This window comes from Maridesulfovibrio ferrireducens, assembly GCF_900101105.1.
GTDB classification, from domain to species: Bacteria; Desulfobacterota; Desulfovibrionia; order Desulfovibrionales; family Desulfovibrionaceae; genus Maridesulfovibrio; species Maridesulfovibrio ferrireducens.
In genome coordinates this window covers 525,157-547,878 of the sequence record NZ_FNGA01000002.1, presented here as the reverse complement: position 1 = coordinate 547,878, position 22,722 = coordinate 525,157, and the positions used below count along the sequence as shown (strand labels likewise).

Annotated in this window: 17 protein-coding genes; 11 read left to right on the top strand and 6 right to left on the bottom strand. The window is 43.2% G+C overall.

Features of this window, described 5'->3' with window-relative positions; genetic code table 11:
- From BLT41_RS07305 to BLT41_RS07295, 3 genes are read left to right on the top strand one after another with little or no spacing between them, the layout of a single operon-like run.
- Positions 1-1,206: an ABC transporter substrate-binding protein gene (locus BLT41_RS07305; RefSeq protein ID WP_092159723.1), complete on the top strand. Its 1,206-nt coding sequence runs from the start codon at positions 1-3 to the stop codon at positions 1,204-1,206.
- A complete protein-coding gene (locus BLT41_RS07300) occupies positions 1,203-3,206 on the top strand; it encodes an ATP-binding protein (protein ID WP_092159721.1) in 2,004 nt (667 codons plus the stop codon). The genes BLT41_RS07305 and BLT41_RS07300 overlap by 4 nt, the downstream gene beginning before the upstream one ends.
- A 36-nt stretch (positions 3,207-3,242) precedes the next feature.
- A complete protein-coding gene (locus tag BLT41_RS07295) occupies positions 3,243-3,956 on the top strand; it encodes a response regulator (RefSeq protein ID WP_092159719.1) in 714 nt (237 codons plus the stop codon).
- Positions 3,957-4,043: 87 nt separating this feature from the next.
- On the opposite strand, the gene mltG is transcribed toward BLT41_RS07295, so the two are convergent.
- Genes mltG through BLT41_RS07280 form a run of 3 tightly spaced genes read right to left on the bottom strand, consistent with a single transcriptional unit; the run spans position 4,044 to position 9,051 of the window.
- Positions 4,044-5,174: an endolytic transglycosylase MltG gene (mltG, locus tag BLT41_RS07290; protein ID WP_244512216.1), complete on the bottom strand. Its 1,131-nt coding sequence runs from the start codon at positions 5,172-5,174 to the stop codon at positions 4,044-4,046.
- Complete coding sequence (gene ruvX, locus BLT41_RS07285; protein WP_092159715.1) at positions 5,096-5,503, bottom strand: Holliday junction resolvase RuvX; 408 nt, start codon at positions 5,501-5,503, stop codon at positions 5,096-5,098. Before ruvX ends, mltG begins: the two co-directional genes overlap by 79 nt.
- Entirely contained in the window at positions 5,500-9,051 is a 3,552-nt protein-coding gene (locus BLT41_RS07280) for an FAD-binding and (Fe-S)-binding domain-containing protein (protein WP_092159713.1), read from the bottom strand. The genes ruvX and BLT41_RS07280 overlap by 4 nt, the downstream gene beginning before the upstream one ends.
- A 289-nt stretch (positions 9,052-9,340) precedes the next feature.
- Here BLT41_RS07280 and BLT41_RS07275 point away from each other — a divergent pair, with 289 nt between their 5' ends.
- From BLT41_RS07275 to BLT41_RS07240, 8 genes are all read left to right on the top strand, one after another.
- Complete coding sequence (locus tag BLT41_RS07275; RefSeq protein ID WP_092159711.1) at positions 9,341-10,480, top strand: pyridoxal-phosphate-dependent aminotransferase family protein; 1,140 nt, start codon at positions 9,341-9,343, stop codon at positions 10,478-10,480.
- A 382-nt stretch (positions 10,481-10,862) separates the two neighbouring features.
- Positions 10,863-11,456 (top strand): TetR/AcrR family transcriptional regulator, encoded by a 594-nt coding sequence (locus BLT41_RS07270; protein ID WP_092160366.1) that lies wholly within the window; start codon positions 10,863-10,865, stop codon positions 11,454-11,456.
- Positions 11,457-11,469: 13 nt separating this feature from the next.
- Complete coding sequence (locus BLT41_RS07265) at positions 11,470-13,605, top strand: SulP family inorganic anion transporter (RefSeq protein WP_092159709.1); 2,136 nt, start codon at positions 11,470-11,472, stop codon at positions 13,603-13,605.
- Positions 13,606-13,617: 12 nt separating this feature from the next.
- Positions 13,618-14,832, top strand: coding sequence for a response regulator (locus BLT41_RS07260; RefSeq protein ID WP_092159707.1), 1,215 nt, complete (start codon positions 13,618-13,620; stop codon positions 14,830-14,832).
- Between the two features lie 22 nt (positions 14,833-14,854).
- Entirely contained in the window at positions 14,855-16,588 is a 1,734-nt protein-coding gene (locus BLT41_RS07255; protein WP_092159705.1) for a sensor histidine kinase, read from the top strand.
- Positions 16,589-16,590: 2 nt separating this feature from the next.
- Positions 16,591-16,944, top strand: a complete 354-nt coding sequence (locus tag BLT41_RS07250) for a response regulator (protein ID WP_092159703.1) — start codon at positions 16,591-16,593, stop codon at positions 16,942-16,944.
- Between the two features lie 22 nt (positions 16,945-16,966).
- A complete protein-coding gene (locus BLT41_RS07245) occupies positions 16,967-17,599 on the top strand; it encodes a sensor histidine kinase family protein (protein WP_092159701.1) in 633 nt (210 codons plus the stop codon).
- A 45-nt stretch (positions 17,600-17,644) separates the two neighbouring features.
- Positions 17,645-18,073 carry a response regulator gene (locus tag BLT41_RS07240; protein ID WP_092159699.1) on the top strand — a complete coding sequence of 143 codons (429 nt, stop codon included), beginning with the start codon at positions 17,645-17,647 and terminating at the stop codon, positions 18,071-18,073.
- A 115-nt stretch (positions 18,074-18,188) separates the two neighbouring features.
- On the opposite strand, the gene hypF is transcribed toward BLT41_RS07240, so the two are convergent.
- Genes hypF through BLT41_RS07225 form a run of 3 tightly spaced genes read right to left on the bottom strand, consistent with a single transcriptional unit; the run spans position 18,189 to position 22,459 of the window.
- Positions 18,189-20,588, bottom strand: coding sequence for a carbamoyltransferase HypF (gene hypF / locus BLT41_RS07235; RefSeq protein ID WP_092159697.1), 2,400 nt, complete (start codon positions 20,586-20,588; stop codon positions 18,189-18,191).
- Positions 20,589-20,637: 49 nt separating this feature from the next.
- Positions 20,638-21,564: a DUF362 domain-containing protein gene (locus BLT41_RS07230; protein WP_092159695.1), complete on the bottom strand. Its 927-nt coding sequence runs from the start codon at positions 21,562-21,564 to the stop codon at positions 20,638-20,640.
- 31 nt (positions 21,565-21,595) lie between these two features.
- The gene (locus BLT41_RS07225; protein WP_139167339.1) at positions 21,596-22,459 is read right to left on the bottom strand and encodes a hypothetical protein; all 864 of its coding nucleotides are present in this window, start codon (positions 22,457-22,459) and stop codon (positions 21,596-21,598) included.
- Between the last annotated feature and the right edge of the window lie 263 nt (positions 22,460-22,722).

Genomic DNA, 22,722 nt, shown 5'->3' with positions numbered 1-22,722 from the left:
ATGAAACGGTGTTTGTTATTGCTTCTTTTTTTACTCGCTGCCTGCGACAGGGGTGTTCCTGTTACAGTGCATGAGGACGAAAATCCCGGAGTTTTTCCTGATAAAGTAGTGTTGGGATCCTCTCTGGCACTTGAAGGACATGCGAGTTATCTCGGTACACAAACTCTTCATGGGGCGCTTGCTTATATAAATAATGTAAATTCGGAAGGAGGAGTTCATGGCCGGCAGCTTAAGCTTGTTTCATATGACGATTCTTATGATCCTCCCAAGTGCCTAATAAATACTCAGCGATTGATTATTGAAGATAAAGTTTTCGCGCTGTTCGGTTATGTCGGAACACCTACAACGGTTAAGGTTCTGCCATTGGTGGCTGCCGCGCGTATACCTTTACTGGGGATGTTTACCGGGGCAAATGCTCTGAGAAATCCTTTTAATCGTTATATTATTAATGTTCGTCCCTCGTATTATCAGGAGACGCAGCAAGCTGTCCGCCATATGGTACAGGATTTGGGGCTGACTAAAATTGCTGTTTTTTATCAGTATGATGCTTTTGGGTTTGACGGTCTTACCGGAACAGAATTAGCTTTGAAAGATTTAGGTCTTGAGCCGATAGCCCGTGGATCGTACACAAGAGGTTCTCTGGATGTAGCGGAGGGCGTTGCACGTATTAAGGATTCTGGAGCGCAGGCTGTATTTTTAATCGGGACGACTACTCCATGTATAAAATTTATTAACGAGCTCGGGGCTAATGGAGTTCATCCTGTTTATTATACAGTATCGTTTATCGGAGCTAGAGAGTTTGCGCGTAATTTGTGCAAAAATGATGATGACGCAGTGATCATGTCTCAGGTTGTGCCTCCCTTTACCCTGCCCGATGATCTTACTCATTCTGAAGCCGCAGAGTATATTACTGCTCTGAAGCTTTCTTATCCTGATGATACTCCCAATCTGGTTGGTCTTGAGGGGTTTTTTAATGCCCGGGTTCTTGTTGAAGGATTGCGGCGTGCCGGGCCAGAGTTGACAAGGGATAAATTTATTCAGGCTATTGAATCTATGAACAAGTTTGAGATTGCTCCGGGAATTACAATTTCATTTGACGGTAAAGATCATCAAGGGATGGATAAGATTTATTTTACCCGCTTCAGTGATGGGCGATTTGAAGTTATGGATAATTGGGATTCGCTCCGACGGAGTACTTTACGATGAAAAGATTTTCTAATTTGAGTCTCAAGAACAAAATTTTCTTTTCCACTCTAGGCGTAATCCTTATGATCAGTGCGGTTATTGCTCTTCTGGCTAGAGGTATTCTTGTATCCTCTTTGACTTCAGAGCTGGAATTGCGCGGTGTCGCCATTGCCCACTCAATTGCTGAGCGGGGAGGCGGATTTATACTGGATAAAAAATATCCGCAGTTACTTAGTCTAGTGTTTGATGAAGCGACTCTTGGAGAACGGCAGCATCTCATCACGTATATTTTTGTGCTGGGCAAAAAGGGAGAAGTTTTATGTCATACTTTTACAACTCCTTTTCCTGAAAATCTGGACAAAGTTAATACTGTGTCTGCGAGCGAACATAAGTCGGTCCGCTTAATCGATTTCGGGAAAAATTCGGCTTACGATATAGCTGTTCCCATCAGAGAAGGGTTGTACCGTATCGGAACTGTGCATGTTGGCCTTAGCAAAGTTCATATTGATAAACTTGTGTCGACGTTGCGTATAACTTTCTTAGGTTTTATTTCCGGCGTTGTTGTCATCATTTTTATAATCAGTCATAGGCTTGCCAAGTATATTACTCGTCCTGTTGCGAAACTCACACGGGTTTCGGATGAATTGTCGCGGGGTAATTTTGATATCGGACTTGATATGCTGTCCAGCGACGGAGGTTGGGACGCTTCGCAGTGTCCTGTATATCATGATACTGATTTTCCTTGCTGGCATTTTGATCAGGCATTGTCTGTAAGTGAGAGGAGTGTTAATAATAATAGAAATTTACAACAGTGCAGAAATTGTCATTTTTATATAAAGCGTAAAGGCGACGAAGTTGTTCAGCTTGCTGACAGTTTTAAAAATATGGTTTGGTCAATTAAACTGTATCGTCGTCGTTTGCGTGACTCAGAAGAAAAGTATAAATCTATGTTTGATAGCGGACCGGATCCTATTCTTGTTATTTCCTGCTCTGATTTTAAGATTCTGGATACCAATCCTAGAGTCTCTGAATTGTATGGTTATTCCAAAGAGGAACTTATCGGCGAAGACTTTTTACGACTTGGACCGGAGTCAAACCTTGAATGTATCAAGGCTTTCGAAGAGTATGGAGGGCCGGCCGGATGTATTTATTATCCCAAAATACTTCATCTTAAAAAAGATGGAAGACCTGTTTATGTAAATATGCACGCTTGTCCTATTTCGTATAAAAGCAACCCTTCGATGATTGTGGCAATTACTGATATCACTGAAATTATTGAAAAGGATGCACAGCTCGTGCAGGCTGCGAAGATGAAGTCGCTCGGTGAGATGTCCGCAGGGGTGGCGCATGAAGTAAATCAGCCGCTCAATGCAATTAAGATGGGTAGCGAATACCTGGCTCTTATGGCTGAGCGGGGGCGTGATGTTCCGGCTGAGCAGTTGAGTGAAGTTGCAAAAGAAGTAAGTGCACAGGTTGACAGGGCTGCGGAGATCATCAATGCGCTGAGAGCTTTTGGGCGCAAGGCCGATTTTAAGACGGATAAAATCAACATAAACGAGCCCTTGCGGAGCGTTTTTACTTTGGTAACCCGTCAGTTCGAATTGCAAAATATTGTATTTCAATTGGATTTGGCCGAAAATTTGCCACTTATCGTTGCACAGGATAATAGGTTGCAGCAGGTATTCTTTAATCTTGTAAATAATGCCCGTGATGCTATTTCCGAGAAGAGAGAGACTCTTGGGGGTGAAAGTGATGAATACATTAAAATCAGCACTTATGAGGAAAACTCGCAGGTCTGTATCCGGGTATCTGACACAGGGGTAGGGATTACCGAAGAAGTTCGTAATAAAATTTTTGAGCCTTTTTTTAGTACCAAAGAAGTAGGATATGGGATGGGGTTGGGGCTTGCCATCACGTATGGCATAGTACGGGATTACAGGGGGAAAGTTGATATTGAAAGCGTGTCTGGGAAAGGCGCAACTTTCATAATTTCTTTTCCGGTTGCTAATGAAGAAGCGTAGATCGTAGTGAATTCGGTTTTGAATAGGGGAGGGAGTGTGAGTAAAATTTTGGTGATTGATGACGAGAAAGCAACTCTAAACATGTTTAAGATGTTGCTTTCCGTTTATGGTCATGAGGTTCTGACCGCTGAAAACGGCGAAATAGGAATAGAGCTTTTTGATACTGAGAAGCCGGATTTAGTAATGACCGACATCAAAATGCCCGGAGTGGATGGTCTACAGGTTCTGGGTAGAATTAAGGCTATGTCGCCGGAAGCTGAAGTGATTGTTATAACAGGTCACGGCGACATGGAACTTGCTATCAAAGCGTTGAATCTTGATGCAACTGATTTTCTGAACAAGCCTGTAAAGCGCGAAGATCTTGAAAAAGCTTTGCAGCTTTCGGCTGAAAGGCGGAAATTTGTAAGCGGTAAGCGTGACGATGTGCAGTTAAATCTTGAAGATGAAATTGCTGTGATCAATGTGATAGGCAGTCTTACTTCAAAATCTGATGGATCTATACATGATGTTTTTGACGAGGCCCTTAGTAGTGGGCGTAAAGATATTTTGATGATTTTTCAGGAAAAGACCTCGATCAACGGTGGGGGAATGGATTCCCTGATCAAAGGGGTTGAAAAAGTCCGTTCGCGTGGCTGTAATCTTTATATTGCAGGTCTGTCGGATAATTTCCATGCAGTGTTTGACTCAATGGGTATAAGTTCTATGGCCTCGATGTATGATACTGAGGCAGAGGCTCGAGCTAATATTTAAGGTCGTTAAGCTATAAGTCATAAAAAATCCCGCTCAGGTTTAACCGGAGCGGGATTTTTTGTACTATTAATTCGTATTAATCAGTATTTATTCAGTTTTATTATATGATCTGTAAGTGCTTTTGTTACGGCGTAACTGAAACTTTCTGACAGCTTTGTTGTGCTCGTTCAGGTTTTTGCTGAAATAGTGTGATCCGTCTCCTTTGGCTACAAAGTAGAGGAAGTTATGTTTTTCAGGGTTAATGGCCGCCTTTAATGATTCAAGGCCGGGTGAACATATTGGTCCGGGAGGAAGGCCTCGATGCTGGTATGAATTATAGGGGTTGTTTTTATCCGTGATATGTTTTTTACGGATATTCCCATCAAAGGTTTCACCCAGTCCATAAATGATAGTCGGGTCTGCTTGCAGAAGGTAGCCGCGGGTCAGGCGGTTAGCAAAAACTCCAGCAATTCTTTTACGTTCAGAGGCCACTCCGGTTTCTTTTTCTACCAGCGATGCAAGAATTACTGTTCTATGAATTTGTTCGGGCGAAGGAAGAGTTCCGTTCCAGGCTTTGTCTGCGGACTTGCGAAATTCTTTGAGCATGGTTTTAACTAGCGTTAAGCCGGAATCCTGCTTGGGACGGGTCAACAGATAAGTTTCAGGAAACAGATAGCCTTCAGCATTTTGAGCCGGAATAGAATATTTAGCCAACAGTTCTGGACTGAAAACTGCTTTTTTGAAGTCAGCATATGTTGTCAGTTTCGATTGCTGTGCCGCTTCGGCAGTGTTCCACCACGAAAGTCCTTCGCGAACAGAAAATTTATGTAAAATGCCGGAAGTAGTGGTCAGTGTTTTTAGAATTTGCGGGGCAGTCATATTTGTCCAGAGATTGAATTCTCCGGCTCTGACTTTGTTTTCCTGTCCTTCCGCTTGAGCCAGCTTGCGGAATCTTTTGGAATCTATGACCAGACCGCTGTCAGCTAGTTTGGAGGAAACAGTCCAGAGGGTTTCCCCGGGAGTGACTGTGAATAGTATTTCTCGTCCTTCACTTTCAGGAGGAATATTGAGAAATTCCCATGACTGATAAATGAACCATGAACCTACAACCATCATAACCATGCAGATGATGGCCAGAGAAGGAAGCACAAAGCGCAGGACTATGCTCTTGCCTGCCACGTTTCCAGAATTATTTTCGCGGCCTGGCTGTCCAGATTCTTCTTTCTTTTCCTGTTCCAAAGTCCTGCCTCCTTGAGTTCTTCTTCAGCAGCTACAGAGCTTAATCTTTCATCGACGAGATGTATGGGAAGAGTTGTGCGCCTTCCCAATGAGGTTGCAAAATTGCGAACCTGCCGGGTGGTCAAAGTATCTTCTCCGTCAAGAGAAAGAGGAAGGCCGACGACTATTTCATCGACCTTCTCTGTTTCGAATATTTCAAGAAGTTCGGAAAACAGGGCGTCACGGGTGGTTTTGACAATTACTTTGAAGGGATATGCGAGAATCCCTTCAGCATCAGTCATTGCAATCCCGATCCGTTTTGTTCCGAAATCTATACCTATAGTTTTCATGGTTTTAAAAAGACGATTCCGTCTTGGCGTTGAGCTTTTTCAAGCATCTTTTTAAATTCTTTGCGCCACTTCGGGCCACCCATGAGTTCTGCAATATATTCAGCTGTGTGCAGTACTCTGTTGTGTTTCTTAAGTGTCGTCATATTGCGTTTGATTCCAACTTTACAAGAAGGACAACCTACTAGAACAGGCGTTTTTTTATCCTGAGCGTGAAGGTCACGTTCTAACTGAGTAGCCTTGCGGTCGCGCAGTTTATTGTAAATTGCAGGGCTTGATATCGCGCCGAGTCCTGATTCGCCACAGCAGCCGGGAGAAAGTATTATCTTGCTGCCGAGGATGCTTTCAAGAGCCTGTTTGTAAATGACAGGTGCTTTTGACTTGGGAATGTCAGTCCATTCAGTATGACATGAAGCATGGTAAATAACTTCTTCATTAGCAGGTAAACCATGGAAATCAAGATTTCCAGGATTGGTCAGAAGATATTGGACAGCATCGCAACGTTTAAGTTTTTTGCCGACTTCCTGAGTGAAGTCATATGATTCGATGGCTTCGCGACAGGTTCCACATGCTGTGATTATCGTGGAAATGTCCATTCCAGCTATGTGAGCCTTTGCTATTTTATACTGTATGTCGCTGATGTTGCGGTGACGGTTGGTATTGAAAGCTTCTACACATCCACTGGAAAGCAGCGGATATCCGCAACATAGATGCTTAGCCGGCATAACAACGTTCACGCCGGATTTGAGCAGCAGGTAAAGAGTTGCCATTCCGATATTTCTTGAGAACAGACTTGCGCCGCATCCGGGGAAGTAAAAAACGCTGTCCGGTGCGGAAGTGCTGTTCATAAACATGGAACCGGTCTCAAGCGACAGGTCTTCGCTGAGATTCTTGAAGTCCATCGCAGGAGTTTGGCTGTGCAGTATGGGAGATTCCATGCGCCTGCGCCAGTGTCCCGGAATAAGTCCCAGAGCTTTACTTTGAAGTGAAGCCGAGAGAGATAGAAACTTGGCGACCTTTGGCAGTCTGCTTTGTGGATCTTTCGCAATAAAACCGAGGGCTGCATTTTTAACAGGATGTCCTCCGGTTCCTTTATATTCAAGGAAACTTCTGATTTGCAGAGCAGCTCCGGCTGAATCAATTTTGACAGGGCAGACAGAAGTACAGCGTCCACAGGCTGTGCAGTGCTCCATAAGTTTCCTGAGTCTTGTCATAAGATCAGGAGATGGTTCTCCGCGCTGAACCTGAGAATAGTAAATTGCCTCAATCAGTGCGCCAAGAGAGATATTTTTATTTCTCGGATGGTACATAAGTCCCTGTTCAGGATAATACATGGGGCAGACTTGCTTGCATTTTCCGCAGCGAGTGCAGGTTTGAATGTTGCGCAGAAGTTCAATCAGATGTTCCTTATCTTTAATCGCGGTTTTATCCAGATCATTGATAAGCCTGTTGAACGAGAATGTGTATGACTCAGAAGGAAGTTCCCGACGGGTCAGTTTGCCCGGATTGAGAATGTTCAGCGGGTCCACGATCTCTTTATATTTTCTGATTGCAGTAATTTTTTCTTCAGATAGGTAATCAATTTTAGTGATACCGATTCCGTGTTCACCGGAAACTTCACCGTTCAATTCAAGAACCTTTTTGAAAACGTCATCGACAGCTTCGTGTGCGCTGTGCAACATGTCCGGGTCATTTGAATTAACCGGAATATTCACATGGCAGTTTCCGTCTCCGGCATGCATGTGGTTAGCAATGACGATGCGCTGTGCTTTGAGTTTCTGGAAAATCTTATCGATCTTCGAGTCAAGTTTAGGGAATTCTTCACGCAGTTCCTGGAAAATGTAGTGAACCTGACTTTCCAGTTCCTGATCACTCATCTCTGTGCCGTCGATGGTTCCTTTCAGGATGTTGGTGGTTCTTTCCAGAGCCTGTTCTACTTTAGGTTCTTCAATCGGGAATCCTGAGAGCTCTTTTACGGCCAGCAGGGAACGGCGATAAATTTTAGCCAGATAGATAAGGTTGAGATCTTCCAGAAAGTCTGAAAAAATTGGGATAACCTCAAGCGGAATAACAATATCTTCGTTAACTTTAAAGCCGGAAGTGCGCTTTGCAATGGCGGACAGCTTGTGTCTGTCTTCCCAGAAAAGCTCAGCTTCTTTATCATCGCGGGCTGCGAAAATGTCTACGGAGTCGTAGGGCTGTACAATAGAAAGAATGTTATCCACGGCAGTCTGCAACGCGTCATCATCGTCAGAATCAAGCTGAATTATGAGGACAGAAATCGGGTCGCCTTCATAGTTTACAGATTTCTTTTCGTATTTGATAGCCTGTACATATTTAGGTCCGAATTCCTCAAGGGCAGAAATCTTTACAAGATCTCCTTCCTCACGGATTGTATCGCGTAATGCAACGATATCCTTGATAACAAGCATCGCGTTGCGCATGGAGCGTCCGAAGAATTCAAGACATAGTGTACGGGAGCTTGCCGGTTGTGGGTAAAGAGTGAAGCAGGCTTCAGTTATGATCCCGTCCACGCCTTCTTTCTGTACACCGGGCAGTCCGCCGAGGAATTTGTTGGAAACGTCTTTTCCCAGTCCCGGGCTGCGGATTTCATCAGCAGACAGAGTCAGAGTGTCGAGAAGTTTTCCTTTGGCATCAAAGACTTCAAACGTAGCTGACTCATCACTGAAAATCTTGTGGCGGGGGTGATCCTTACGGAAGACTTCAATAAGGTCTCCCTTAGGCATAACCATTTTGTAGCTTTGAATATTGTCTATAGTACAACCGTATTCAAAGGCAAAAGGTCCACCTGAGTTCTCAGAAATATTACCGCCGATTGAGGATGCAGATTTGGAAGCAGGGTCAACGGTAAAGAGAGTGTTTTTCTCCGCCGCAGCCTTGATTGCGTCAAGGGTGATTACACCGGCCTGAGCGCAGATAGTCATTGATTTTGTATCAACGCTTAAAATCTTTTTGAATTTTGAAAGCGAAAGAATGACAGTCCGTTCCAGTGCGGGAATGGCTCCACCTGTTAGTCCGGTTCCGCCGCCGCGAGGAATAATGCCGAATTGCATATGATTTGCCAGACGGACAATTGCACGAACCTGCGCGGTATTTTCCGGGAAAAGCACTGCGATAGGCAGTTCAATTCTTAAGTCTGTGGCATCTGTTGCGGACTGTACCAGTTTATCCGGTTCAATGCTGATGCCGCAATCCGGCAGAATTTCTTTGAGCTTTTCGATAAGCCTTTGTCTGAATTCAATGTCAGCATCATGTTTAAGCCAGAAATTTTCGACCGCGTGGGTGAGTCTCTGCGGGTATTCACCGGAGAGAGTCGGGCGGGCGAGGGTCAGGTTTCTGGAAACACTCTTGCGAACCAGTTCAGGATTTATGAATGGGTTGTAGCGTACTAGAAAAAGTTCCGCAGCAATGCTTTCAGCGAGTGTGCGGACATTTTCAGGCCAGCCTTTAAAGTCGTATGGATTTAAGCCGAGCACTCTCGAAAGGAGGGCTTCGGATGCAATAGAAATATGTGGACCTAATTGAGGCATAATATCTTACCGTGAAGTTTTTGTAGTCTAAGGGCAGAACTGCCCGAGGTGAAGAAAAAAAGGAAATATAGGGATCGTCTTGATGAAATGCAAGTCTCTATTTCAAACCTAAGTTATTTTTTTCAACTTTTCTTCCTATATTAATAGGCAGTCTTTGACTGGTTGTAAAGTCGCAGCTGTGTAAAAGCTTGACAGGCAGGGGTAAACTAAAAGAATATTCCGTTCCTTTATTTCGTTTTCAGAAGGTCGATGTATCTTTTAAATATATAGCTAGAATGAGGATGCAGATATGATTGGAGATGATTTCGCAGAACTGAAACTGTTCATTACCGGACCTATTTTGCTGCGCGACGAAGTTCGTAAAGCTGCTTTATTGCCTGAATATGGTCACCGTGACTCTGAAAATATTAAGCGTTTCGGTTCCATAATGAGCAATCTTATGACGATTGCGGGTAACCCTGAAGGGTATACTCCGATGATATTTAATGGTTCAGGGACCAATGTTCTTGAAGCTTCGGTCCGTTCGCTTGTTTCAGATACTGATAAAGTTCTTAACGTTTCGGTAGGCGCATTCGGAGATCTTTTCGGTAAGTTGTCTGAGGCTAACGGGAAGAATCTTATTTCGTTAAAGTTTCCATACGGCCAAGCCATTGATCTTAAGATACTTGAAGAAGCATTGGTCGAACACAAGCCGGATGTGGTTACCTTCACACATAATGAAACCTCTACAGGGGTCATTAATGATGTTGTTTCTGTTTGTAAGTTGATTCGTGCTCACGGGGCGTTGCCTGTTGTAGACGGTGTAAGCATTTTCGGAGGCGCTCCTTCTACCATCGCTGAAGCCCGTCCTTTAATGTATTGTACCTCCACCCAGAAATCGCTCGGACTTCCGGCCGGATTCGGTATCGGCTTTGTAGGGGATGAGGCTTTGAAAAAGGCTGAAGGTGTTAAAAATAGAGGATATACAACGGATATTCTGGCTCAAATTACAAAGGCCAGATTGTGCCAGACGTTGACTACTCCGAATGGAACTCTCGGTAATCAGATGTGCGTGCAGCTTGATTACATTGTTAATACTGAAACCGTAGCGGTCCGTTTCAAGCGTCATGAAGAGATGCGTAAAATCGCTCACGACTGGGTTGCTGAAATGGATGGTTATGAACTTTTCGCTCAGGACGGTTATCGCTCGCTAAGCCTTACCACCGTTAAAACTCCTGCCTACATGACAATTGATCGTTTGAAAGAAGTTAAAGAGCATATGCGCGGACATGGTTATCTCTTTGATCCCGGTTACGGTAAAATTAATAAAGAATTACAGGAGCAGGGAACCTCTCCGATATTCCGGATCGGTCATATGGCCGATATTATGCCGGATATGCTTAAAGATTATCTTGAAGCTTTGAGAGGGGTGCTTAGTAGTTTTAAATAATTAATATTTATTGTTTCTAATAAAAAGACCTGAATTCGTTAAACGACGAATTCAGGTCTTTTTATGTTCAAGGGGCTTTATAAATTTATAATCGAGTGCTTGTTCATAATGGAACTAGAGTTAGTCTTAAAGTCTATTTAATCACTGTCCTACTAAGTTTTAACAGGTTATATCTATACAAAAGCAATAAAAAAATAGCCTATGTGAAAAAACTCTCATAAGCTTAAAAAGCTTAGTATGCCTTGCAAACCCTGTATTTATAGCGTTTGTGGGTGATATAGCGATGGAAAAAAATGGTTGTAGCATATTGACATGAGATTGGATGGATAATAACGTTTTTTTCCGACTGAGTGCTCAGTCAGTTTTTCTATCCGGAGGGATGATGACCAAAATGTCTAAAAAGAAGGCCGCTATTTTGGAAGCGGCTACTGTGCTTTTCGCTAACAAAGGTTTTGCTGATACTTCTATGAATGAGCTTGCAAGCATGACCGGGGTAGCGGAAGGGACAATCTTTTATCATTTTACAAATAAGGAACAGCTACTTCTTACTATTTTGTCTGCTACCAGAGACAGTATTCTGGAAGAATTCAATGCGCATATGGAAGAGCGCGAATTCAAAACCGGAATGGAAATGATGGAAGAGGTCGTTGTTTTTTATCTTCTTCTTGCAGGACGTATGGAATATCAGTTTCTTCTTTTACATCGGCTTTTTATATATCAGCTGGCAGAAAGCAGAACTGAATTCAGAGAGAATTTGGAAGCTATTTACAATTGTCTTGTTACACTTTTTGAACAGGCAATTTTCATGGGTCAGGAAGATGGTTCCATTGGTGATGTGAATCCGAGAAAAAGTGCACTTATTGTTTTTACGATGGTCGATGGGTTGGTGAGATTCAAAAATTTTAATCTCTACGACGCGGGAGCTCTGTTTAATGAGCTTATTGAATCTGTTCGTAGGATGTTGAAACCAAACTAGAGGTGTTTATCTGATGCTTACTCGAATTTTTCCTTTTCTGGGCTGGTTCAAAAAGTACAACAGTGCAGCTTTAAGGGCCGATGTTCTTTCCGGTCTGACTGTTGCTCTGGTACTTATTCCTCAGTCTATGGCGTATGCACAGCTTGCAGGAATGCCGGCGTATTATGGTTTGTACGCTTCCTTGCTGCCTCCTATGGTAGCGGCTCTTTTCGGTTCCAGTCGTCAGCTGGCAACTGGTCCTGTTGCTGTTGTTTCTCTTATGACCGCGGCTTCGCTGGAACCTTTGGCTACTGCCGGTAGTCCGGGTTTTATCGCCTACGCATTGCTCCTTGCTCTGCTCGTCGGCGGATTCCAGTTCCTTTTAGGAGTTCTCCGCCTTGGGCTTGTTGTTAACTTCCTTTCTCATCCGGTTGTTAACGGCTTTACCAACGCAGCGGCGATCATCATCGCATCTTCACAGCTTTCAAAAATGTTCGGTGTTTATGTAGATAAAGCCGAATTGCATTTTGAAACCATCATGCGTGTTGTCACCAGTGCTATTCATTATACCCATTTGCCGACACTCGGTATGGGGGTATTGGCTTTTGCCATTATGATGGGGCTGAAAAAGGTCAATCCTAAAATACCTAACGTGCTGTGTGCGGTTGTTATAACAACTGTGATTTCCTGGGCAACTGGTTTTAATCATGATGCAATGGTTGATATCTCCGCAATTCAGGATAAAAAAGCACAGACTCTGATCGCTGATTTCAATGAAACAGTGACAGGTATTGATCAGTTGGCAACAAAGCGTACAGGTATTTCCGAAATCGAAGATGAGGCGAAAGCTTCTAAAAACGTTATCGGATATTATGACGCTGAACATGATTTGAGCGTTGTTGCTTATGAAGCAAAACTTCTTAAGCATAAATCTCATATCTACCGTGAAACTCTTAGAAATATGCTTTTCAACGGAGTTGAGCAGGCTGACGGTACTATTCTTTTTTATCTTCAGGACGCAGTTCCTGCCGGCATGACAGTTGATGGGCGTACTTGGCGTATCAAGGTCGGCAACAAGCTTTTGAAAACCGAATCCCTTAAAATGATGGGCGGCGGTGCTGTTGTCGGTAATGTTCCTTCCGGTTTCCCGGAAGTCAGCATTCCTGAGCTTGATATCAAAGTTATACTCAAGCTTCTTCCTTTTGCTATCATCATTTCCCTGCTTGGTTTTATGGAAGCTATCTCTATTGCTAAAGCAATGGCTGCAAAAACAGGGCAGAGACTTGATCCCAATCAGGAACTTATCGGACAGGGACTTGCCAACATGCTTGGTGCTTGTACAAGCAGTTATCCGGCATCAGGTTCCTTCTCCCGTTCTGCTGTTAATCTGCAATCCGGCGCTGTAACTGGACTTTCTAGTGTATTCACTACGGTTGTTGTTGCAATTACTCTTTTATTCTTTACACCATTGTTGTATAATTTGCCTCAGGCAGTACTTGCTGCGGTTATTATGATGGCTGTTATCGGGCTTATTAATGCTTCCGGTTTCCTGCACGCATGGAAAGCTCAGAAGTATGATGGAGCTATCTCCATCATTTCTTTTGTGGCAACTCTTGCTTTTGCTCCTCACTTGGACAAGGGTATTATAATAGGAGTGGCACTCTCATTATGTGTATTCCTTTATAAGAGTATGCGCCCCCGTGTTGTTGCTCTTACCAAAAGTGATGATGATATTCTTCGCGATGCGAGTTTGCATGGACTCAGAGAATGCGACCATATGGCCGTTGTGCGTTTTGACGGACCTCTGTTTTTTGCTAACGCAAGTTTCCTTGAAGAGCAGATTTCAAGACGCTTGAGGGAAAAGAAGAATCTCAAACAACTCATATTGGTTTGTAACGGAATCAATGATATTGACGCATCTGGCGAAGAAGCTCTTTCTCTTGTAGTGGAAACTGTGCGTAGTGCCGGAGTTGATATCTCTCTTTCCGGATTAAACGAAGCCGTGTTGGCAGTGATTAAGCGCACTCATCTTTACGAAAAAATTGGAAAGCAAAACATCTATTCAAATACCGAAGAAGCGCTTTGTCAGACCCATGATAAAGCTCACAGAGACGGAACTGAACTGGATTGTCCTCTTTCAACTTATTGTCGCATACACAGCAACTCCTAGTGGAGGTTAATGATGTCTGATATCCTTATATTCAGCGGCCTGTTCTGTCAGGCTGAATCAGTTGTTAAGCGCTTGCTTGATGATACAGGCTGTAGTCTGGTTACTGATTCGGACTTGGTTTCAGAAGCTGCAAAGCTCAGTGGAATGACTGAAAAAACAATTTTGAAAGCTTTCTCCCCGAAGGCTTCGATCTTTAATAAATTCAGTCACGAAAAAGAAAGATCAGTGGCATGGCTTAGACTCGCTCTGGCCGAAAAGCTGGTTAAGGGCGAAGCTCTTCTTGTCTCAGGCTTTGTTTCTCAACTGCTTTCTCAGTCGATTTCTCATGTTCTCAAAGTCTGCATCATCGATGATGTCCAGAAGAGAATTGAAATTGCACGCAATGAAGAAGGCACTTCCGAAAAAGAAGCTGTTAAATTAATGCAGCATAACGATGAAGAAAAAACTGTATGGGTCAGAGAGCTTACCGGGAAAAAAGATCCTTGGACAAGCACTCTATATGACATGGTGATCCCTGTCGGCAAAACCGGCGTTGATGAATCTGTCGCTCTTATTAAAGAGCAGCTTGGTAATGTAGCCGTTCAGGTTACAGATGAATCCAAGCTTGCTGCACAGGACTTCCTGCTTGCTGCTAAAGTTGAAACCGCACTTGTTTCTAAGGGACATAATGTGAAGGTTTCTGCCAAAGCCGGAACGGTTGTTCTCGCTATCAATAAAAAGGTGCTGCTTGTTGATCGTCTTGAAAAAGAGTTGCGTGAAATAGCTGAGCCGCTTGATGGTGTTAACAGTGTTGAAGTTCAGTTCGGTAAGGAATTTTATGAGGCTGATATTTATCGCCGCATGGATTTTGAACTGCCTTCAAGAGTTCTGCTTGTTGATGACGAGCGTGAGTTTGTACAAACTTTATCTGAAAGACTTCTTATGCGTGATCTCGGTTCTCACGTTGTTTACGACGGTGAAGCCGCACTTGATCTCGTTAAGGATGATGAGCCTGAAGTCATGATTCTTGACCTCAAAATGCCCGGTATTGACGGTATTGAGGTTTTGCGCAGAGTTAAAACCACTAGACCTAATATTGAAGTTATTATCCTTACCGGACATGGTTCTGATCAGGATAAGAAAGTTTGTATGGAACTCGGAGCTTTTGCCTATTTGCATAAGCCTGTAGATATTGATGTTCTTAGTACAACACTTAAAGAAGCTTACGCAAAAATTCGCGAAGTATAATTTAGTATATCCGGGGTAGGCCATGTCATTAAAAGGACTTCTTCGACCGGAATTCTGGAACGCGGATAAAAAATCTGCGGGACCATATAAGAGTTTATTTGATTACCAGCGCATCTGGCGTTTGTGTTTTGTAATTCTTGTTGTGGTCTCTCTGGTTCCGTTGTTCATCTTGGCCTTCATAGATTTTAATGTCACCCGGGTTGCTATTAATTCTGAAAATATGCTCAGGGGGGCGAGGACAACCTCCAATACCCGCCGGGCAGTCGCATACTTTCTGGAGGAGCGGAAATCAGCGTTACAGTTGATTGTACAACTGGATGATTTCCGCTCCTTTCAGCGAAAGGAGCGGCTGGCTGAAATGCTTAGGGCATTAAAGAACAGCTTTGGCGGGTTTATTGATCTGGGTATTATTGATGAAGACGGTAAGCAGCTTGCCTACGTAGGCCCGTACAATCTGGAGGGCAAAGACTACAAAGGACAAGCGTGGTTTAAGCAGGCCACTGATCAGGGAACATACATCAGTGATGTTTTTCTGGGATTTCGTGACAGTCCTCATCTCGTCATTGCCGTAAAACATTATACGGATAATGAGCATTACAAAATTTACCGGGCAACTCTGGATACAACCCAGTTCAACGGTATCCTTTCTTCTCTTGATTTATCGGAAGGGGCAGATGCTTTTCTGGTAAATAATGCAGGGATTATGCAGACTCCTTCCAAGTGGAACGGAGATGTTTTTTCAAAGATTTCGTTCTCTTTGCCGGAAAAATCATTCCGCACTAAGGTTGAAGAAATCCAAATTAAAAAAGATTTGCCTGCGATTGTCGGCTATGCGTATATTGAAGGAACTCCCTTCATTCTTATGGTTGTTAAGCCGGAAGCTGAACTTATGGGAGCATGGCAAGGTTCCCGCGATACTCTCACATGGATATCTACTATCAGTGTGGCGGTGATTCTTTTGGTTATGTGGGCTGTTGCCTCCTATATGGTTGAGCGGATATATATGGCTGACATGACACGTTCAAAGTTGTTGCAGCAGATGGAACATCACAATCGCATGGCTTCAATTGGACGGCTTGCTGCCGGTGTTGCCCATGAAATTAATAATCCTCTTGCCATTATTAATGAGAAAGCCGGATTATTAAAAGATTTATTTACCTTCAATAAAGCATATGAAGTTGACGCGCGAGTCCTTGGACTTCTGGATTCCGTGATAGGTTCGGTTGAAAGATGCGGAAGGATTACTAAACGGTTGCTCGGATTTTCAAGGCAGGACGACGTTGAACTCAGGCCCGTTTATCCTAAAACAATTGTTGAAACCGTGCTTAGTTTTCTCAATAAGGAAGCCGAATATCGCAGTATTAATGTTTCGGTTGATGTCGAGAGTGGCATTTATGAAATTGTCACTGATAGAGGAAAACTTGAGCAGGTTCTGTTGAACCTGATAAGCAATGCTTTTCAGGCAATGAAAGATGGTGGGGCTTTGCAGGTAAAAGTTGCTCGTGCCGACAATAATAGAATTAACTTTTCGGTTAAAGATGATGGTTGCGGCATACCTGCAACAGATCTTAAACGGATATTTGAACCTTTCTATTCTACTAAAAAACAAACAGGCGGGACCGGACTGGGGCTTTCTATAACATATGGACTTGTTCAGGATCTCGGTGGGCTGATGGTTGTTGAAAGTGAGCTTGGCATGGGAACTGAATTTCGTTTTTCACTTCCTGTGAATCCTATAGCTAAGGGAGAAAGCTAGAAATGAGAATTTTACTTGTTGATGATGAACTTGAGCTTGTTTCCGCTCTTGCAGAACGCCTTTCGTTTAGAGGATTTGATGCGGACTGGGTTACTTCCGGTGAAGAAGCTATAGAAAAAGTCACTGAAATTAAATATGACCTTGCAATACTTGATGTGAAAATGCCTCGTATCAGCGGACTCGAACTGCGCAAGGAGCTTGAGCAAATCTGTCCTGATCTTAAGTATATATTCCTTTCCGGGCATGGTTCAGAAGCGGATTATAAAGAAGGAACTTCCGGAGCTGATTCTTATTTGATCAAACCGGTGAAGATTGAAGATCTTGTTGAAAAAATTAACATAGCTTTGGGTATTTAAGAATTTTTAGAGGGAGGGTATCATGGGATCATCTGGAAATATTCAAGGTCGGGATGGGCTTTGCTTTTTTGGAAAAGTAAGTGCTACTATTTCCCATGATGTAAAAAATGTTCTGGCTATCATCAATGAAGAAGCGGGACTTTTGCACGATTTATCGCTTATGGCGGCACAAGGGATGGAACTTGAGCCGGAACGTCTTGTCAAATTGGCTGAAAAGATACAGAATCAAATTAAACGCGGTGATTCTATAATAAAAAATATGAACAGGTTCGCTCACAGTATAGATGTTCCTGAATGTGAAATAGATTTATATGAAACAGTCTCTCTCGTAACAGCTCTTTTTAAGAGAATGGCTGCAGCAAAGTGTGTTACCGTTACCCTTAAGGAAGGGGAAAAGGTAACAGCAAAATGTGATCCTTTTTCAACTGAAATGCTTATAGCCAGATGTCTTGAAGTGAGCATGGACAGTGCCGGGAAGGACAGTGAAATAACAGTTGAAGTTTTAAAGAAAAATAGCGAAAAGGTAATATCTGTACACGGCCTTGAACAGGATGTGGCAGAAAAAGAATTTCAGGCAATAGAAGTCCTCTCAAAGAACGCGAACGCATCTGTTAAGATGAAGACGCAGGATAAAATACTAGAAATTATTTTTTAAGTGTTGAAAGTACAAACTTAACTCTTAATGCAGTTGGAGAAAGCCATGGCCGAAAAAGTACTATTAGTTGATGATGAAAAAGAATTTGTGGAAGGTCTTGCTGAACGCATGGAGCTTCGCGGCATGAACGTGAGTACATGTACAAACCCCCAAGATGCTCTCGAAATGGTAAATAATGAATCATATGATGCTATCATTTTGGATCTGCAAATGCCCGGGGTTGATGGAATTGAAGTTCTTAAACATATCAAAAAAACTAAACCGGAAATGCAGGTGATTCTTCTCAGCGGCCATGCCACTGTAGAAAAAGGAATCGAAGCTATGAAACTGGGTGCAATGGATTTTGTCGAAAAACCGGCAGATATCAATGTACTTACAGATAAGATCAAAAAAGCTCAGGCTCGCAAAATGATTCTGGTTGAAAAAAAGACTGAAAAAAAAGTGAAGGATATTCTGGAACATAAAGGCTGGTAGTCTTCACTTCTGGTTATTTAAATTGAAAAGTGCGGGGGAAGCTTTCTAAAGAAAGTTTCCCCCGCACTTTTTTGATTTTCTATATATTTTAAAGTGTATTTTTCAAATGTACTTTTTATTGTTTAGCAAGTTCAAGCATCCGCTGCCCGTAAACAGCCTGCCCCAAGGATATACACGCATCATTTGGCGGTAAAAATCTGTGAACAAGGGGATTTAATCCTCTTTTCTGGAGCTCCAGAGGGAGTTCAACTGCGAGAGTCAGGTTTTGCATTACTCCGCCGCTCAATCCTATAGTTTTTATTCCTGTCTGTTTTGATATTTTTTCAGCACAATCCGCCAGCCCTGAAATTAATCCTTTATGAAATTTACGGCTGATTATTCCGGTCGAAACGTTTGCGATATGATCATTAAATGCCTGCCGGAAAAGTTCGCCCGTGCAAATTTCGCTTAAGCTGTCTTCATGCTCACTAGAAGAACTTCCGGGAATTTCTTTGACAGGGCATAAGTACTGACCTTGTTCGTTGTGGTCCTGAATTTTTTCCAGAAGAATTGCAGCTTGTCCTTCATAGGTAATTGTATCGCAAAGGCCGAGCATTGCAGACACGGCGTCGAAGAGTCTTCCGCAACTACTTGTGACCGGACTGTTAATGTCTTTTTCCAGCATTTGATCGAGCATTTTTGCGCCCGCTTTGAAATTTTCCGGTAGGTGAAGACAGTCCACGTCAAGTCCGAGGTCGCGCGTCGCTCCCCGTGCTATTCTCCAAGGTTCACGCACTGCGGCTTCGCCGCCCGGAAGTCTGATATGTGTGAATCTTGCCAGTCTTCGATTACTCAGCTTTTCATTGTCGACGAGCAGACATTCACCGCCCCATATGGTGCGGTCGTCCCCAAGTCCTGTTCCGTCCAGAGCAAAGCCTATAGCCGGACCAGTATGTTTATTTTCAGCTAATACAGAATAAATATGAGCATAATGATGTTGCAAAGATGTGGTCTTAATTCCTTCTGCCTGTCCGATTTCGGAAGCAAGTTCCGTGGTCATGTAATCAGGGTGCAGGTCATGTACTATCAGTTCAGGTTTAACCTGTAATATATTTTGAAGGTGTAGACGTATTTCTTTCCAGAATTGCATAGTTTCAAGGTTCTGCATGTCTCCGATATGTTGACTTGAAAAGGCCTGATCTCCCTTTGTTATACACAATGTGTTTTTCAGTTCCGGTCCTGTTCCCATAACGCAGGATGTGCCATGTGCGAGAAAAACAGGTGAGGGCGTATAGCCTCTGGCTCTGCGCATGAAGACTGTTCTGAAATCTGTTCCGGCAGACGGTGCGTCAACCTTTTCAGCCTGTTCATTGTTGAATTCCGGGACGGATCTAGTTACTGAGTCGTCAACACGGATAAGGATATCCCGGTTGTGAAACAGAAAAAAATCGGCGATTTTCGGTAACCTTTTTAAAGCTTCACGGTTGCCGATGCAGATTGGCGCGGAGCTCATGTTTCCCGAAGTCATGACTAAAGCTGCGGGTGATGCTTTCAGCTTGGAAAAATATTTAATCAACACTTGATGCAGCGGAGTGTACGGAACCATCAGGCCAATGAAATCGGTGTCCGGCGCAATTTCCGGTGCAAGCGAGTAGCTTGAACTTTTGGGAGCAAGAACTATCGGGCGTTGCAATCCTTCTAATAATTCATGATCATTTTCAGATAGATCAGCAAGTTTACCTGCCTCTTTGATGTTTTTGACCATCACTGCCAGCGGTTTGTCAGGTCGATGCTTACGTCTTCTAAGAGTTGCTATTGCAATGGGATTTGATGCATCGCAGACAAGATGGAATCCGCCAAGCCCTTTTACTGCGGCAATTTTACCTTCAGCTAAAAGGTTTGCCAGTCTGGATATGGCCTCCTGTGGACCGGAAATTTCTTTACCTTTGTTATCCGTGAGCCATACTTTGGGGCCGCAATCTTTACATGCATTCGGCTGAGCGTGAAATCTGCGATCAAGCGGGTTTTTGTACTCTTCTTCGCAGCAATCGCAGAGCGGAAAACAAGCCATTGAAGTTACAGGGCGATCATAAGGAATTGAGCGGGTGATTGTATAGCGCGGTCCGCAATTTGTGCAGTTAGTGAATGGGTATTCATATCTGCGGTCAGAAGGATCGTTCATTTCATTGAAACAATCAGGACATGTCGCCACATCCGGACTTATCAGAACGCAATGTCCTTCGCCGGCAGTACTTGAAAGGATGCAGAATTCATTTTCACCCTCAAGCAGCTCAATATCTTTTTTTTGAAGTGATACTATTTTTGCCAGTCTCGGTAGATCGTCTTTCAGAGCTTTGTCAAAATTTGCGTGACTAAGAGTGTTTCCTTGAATTTCTATGAGCACGCCTTCCGGGCTGTTGCGTACGTTGCCGGACAGTTCACACTTAAGAGCTGTTTTATAGATAAAAGGCCTGAAGCCTACACCTTGAACTTGTCCTGTTATCGTGAGTATTCTGCGAGAAAGACTGTCGGTCATATGCGAAATTCTCTTTGAGTATTGAGTGTTATAGATTGGAGATAAAGTGTTAGCTTATTCTGTTGAAAAGGCTTTTAACTCTACCTTTAACAAGGCGGACAACTTCGAATTCCATAGGGCTCAATATTTCAGGAAGCTGAAAATCAGTCGTGTCGAAGTCGTCGGGAGGCTCTATTACATATTTAATATGATCGGGGTCGTAGCCTCGAATTTTTTGATTAGATATTTCTTTCCAGAGCAGTACTTTTTTCGGGCTTAACCCTAGCAACATGTAAATTGCGGTATCAAGAGCATAGGCATTAGGCGATCCTGCAAGTAAGCTCATGGCAAACGGTTTACCGCTTATCGGTCCCGTAACATGCATGGGATAAATGGCGTCCATTAGATTGAAAGCAACCGGCATTTTTGCGGCAACTTCAAGGACCAGCTTTTCCATAAGTCCCTTTGTTTCGCCGAATCTGGTGTGAGCAAGGGCTTTTCTGAATCCGACAACAGTGCCGAAAAGGTTTTTGACAGCTCCGGTAACTAAAAACTGACAGTGAGCTTTAAGTTTAGGGACGTTGATGATCATGTCCGTTTCCAGCGCGTCGCGGGAAATTCCGATCGATTTACCGAATGAAAGTTTAAGCGGAACAGGGCGTCCAAGTGTTATGGGTGTAATTCCCAATTCAGCAAGACCTGACGTCATACCTATGGCTTTGGAAACTTGCGCGGCAGTACCGTAACTGGGAGAGTCTCCTACTGTTACGATGGCTCCACAATCAAGCAGGTAGCGGCATAAGGAAATGGTCACATTTGGATGAGTGCAGGCAAGAGGGTTTCGTGCCGAGACTAAATTCGGTTTAACCAGAACTTTTGTGCCCGGATTTATTTTGAATCCGGTTTCCTCAAGAATCAAATCAATTGCAGCGTCCATGAACGTGGATTCATATTCAAGGAGGCGGAAGTAGGCGACTGGTTCTTTGTTCTGATTCATTACTTTTATTTATTTTCTCTTGTGAAGCCACCTACTCTTTAACCTTAACAGCTTTTGGTGCGGGAGCTTTTGTTGGTGCTTCAGTTTTGGCTTTCGGCTTTGCAGGAGCAGCTTTTACAGCTGATTTATTCTTCTCTGCCGGATTAGTTACTTTTTTGTTCGGCTTTTGTGAAGCCTCGGGTGAAGTTCTTTTCTGAGCGACAGCTTTATTCACCGTTTTTTTAGGCGGTTTACCGTTTGTTGCCGGAGCGGTTTTCTTTGGACTCGCAGCAGCGGTTTTTCTGGCCGGTGCTATTTTCTTCTGTCCCTCAACTTGCTTATCGGCTGTAGGGCGAGGTTTTTTTACAGCATTATTTGAATCAGCTACTTTTTTAGTAGATTTCGTTGGCGCAGATTTGGGTTTTCCTGGTTTGGGAGCACTCTTCGTTTGCGATTCAGCCGCTTTTTTTGGATCAGCAGGTTTTTTTGCGACTTTTTTCTTTAAAGCTGCTTTTTGTTTTGCTGCTGCTCGCTTTTCTCTTCTTTCGGCGCCGCTGATTTTTCTTAGAAATGAATGGTCTGTTATCGTTCTGAAAAAAAGAAGGTTTGCTAAATCCCAAAGGGTGGCAATTAGTAAAAGGCTAAAAGTTCCAAGCGCCAGATAGGTGATTCCGGAAGTTTCGCTTATCGGCGGCGCATTTCTAAGGTTATATGCCGGAACCAATACTTCTGAACGAATCTTTTTTGTAAGATTTTCCTGCGTAGTCATTTTTTGTGATGCAAGCGAAATTGCTAATTTTTTTAAAATGCGATCAACAACAAACATGGACTGTGTTGCCGGCATTGAATATTTTTTTTCGAGTTCAACGCTTTTGTTAAAATAAAGCAATCTGATGTCGCTTATAAAAAATTGCAATGTGTATCCTAGATCTCCTTGAACATTGAGAGTACGCCCTTTCGGGGTAACCATCAGTTTGTTTCGGAGCAATATGCGTGTTGCTGCGCGGGTTATTTTAATATCACTGAAGGTAAGATCTGCTATGATGTTTTTTCCAAGATTTTTTTTGTTGGCAGCAGTCAGTTCCTCAAAAGGAGGACTTATTCCCTTTCGTAGAGAGTTAAAAGTGGCCTCCATGGCATCAAATCCGTTATGCCCATCAACCACAGGAAGATACATGG

Coding starts and splice junctions, on each gene's coding strand:
- BLT41_RS07265 (WP_092159709.1), top strand. CDS start 11,470: ATGCTTACTCGAATTTTTCCTTTTCTGGGCTGGTTCAAAAAGTACAAC.
- BLT41_RS07305 (WP_092159723.1), top strand. CDS start 1: ATGAAACGGTGTTTGTTATTGCTTCTTTTTTTACTCGCTGCCTGCGAC.
- BLT41_RS07240 (WP_092159699.1), top strand. CDS start 17,645: ATGGCCGAAAAAGTACTATTAGTTGATGATGAAAAAGAATTTGTGGAA.
- BLT41_RS07270 (WP_092160366.1), top strand. CDS start 10,863: ATGACCAAAATGTCTAAAAAGAAGGCCGCTATTTTGGAAGCGGCTACT.
- BLT41_RS07230 (WP_092159695.1), bottom strand. CDS start 21,564: ATGAATCAGAACAAAGAACCAGTCGCCTACTTCCGCCTCCTTGAATAT.
- BLT41_RS07260 (WP_092159707.1), top strand. CDS start 13,618: ATGTCTGATATCCTTATATTCAGCGGCCTGTTCTGTCAGGCTGAATCA.
- ruvX (WP_092159715.1), bottom strand. CDS start 5,503: ATGAAAACTATAGGTATAGATTTCGGAACAAAACGGATCGGGATTGCA.
- BLT41_RS07275 (WP_092159711.1), top strand. CDS start 9,341: ATGATTGGAGATGATTTCGCAGAACTGAAACTGTTCATTACCGGACCT.
- BLT41_RS07255 (WP_092159705.1), top strand. CDS start 14,855: ATGTCATTAAAAGGACTTCTTCGACCGGAATTCTGGAACGCGGATAAA.
- BLT41_RS07300 (WP_092159721.1), top strand. CDS start 1,203: ATGAAAAGATTTTCTAATTTGAGTCTCAAGAACAAAATTTTCTTTTCC.
- BLT41_RS07245 (WP_092159701.1), top strand. CDS start 16,967: ATGGGATCATCTGGAAATATTCAAGGTCGGGATGGGCTTTGCTTTTTT.
- BLT41_RS07280 (WP_092159713.1), bottom strand. CDS start 9,051: ATGCCTCAATTAGGTCCACATATTTCTATTGCATCCGAAGCCCTCCTT.
- BLT41_RS07250 (WP_092159703.1), top strand. CDS start 16,591: ATGAGAATTTTACTTGTTGATGATGAACTTGAGCTTGTTTCCGCTCTT.
- hypF (WP_092159697.1), bottom strand. CDS start 20,588: ATGACCGACAGTCTTTCTCGCAGAATACTCACGATAACAGGACAAGTT.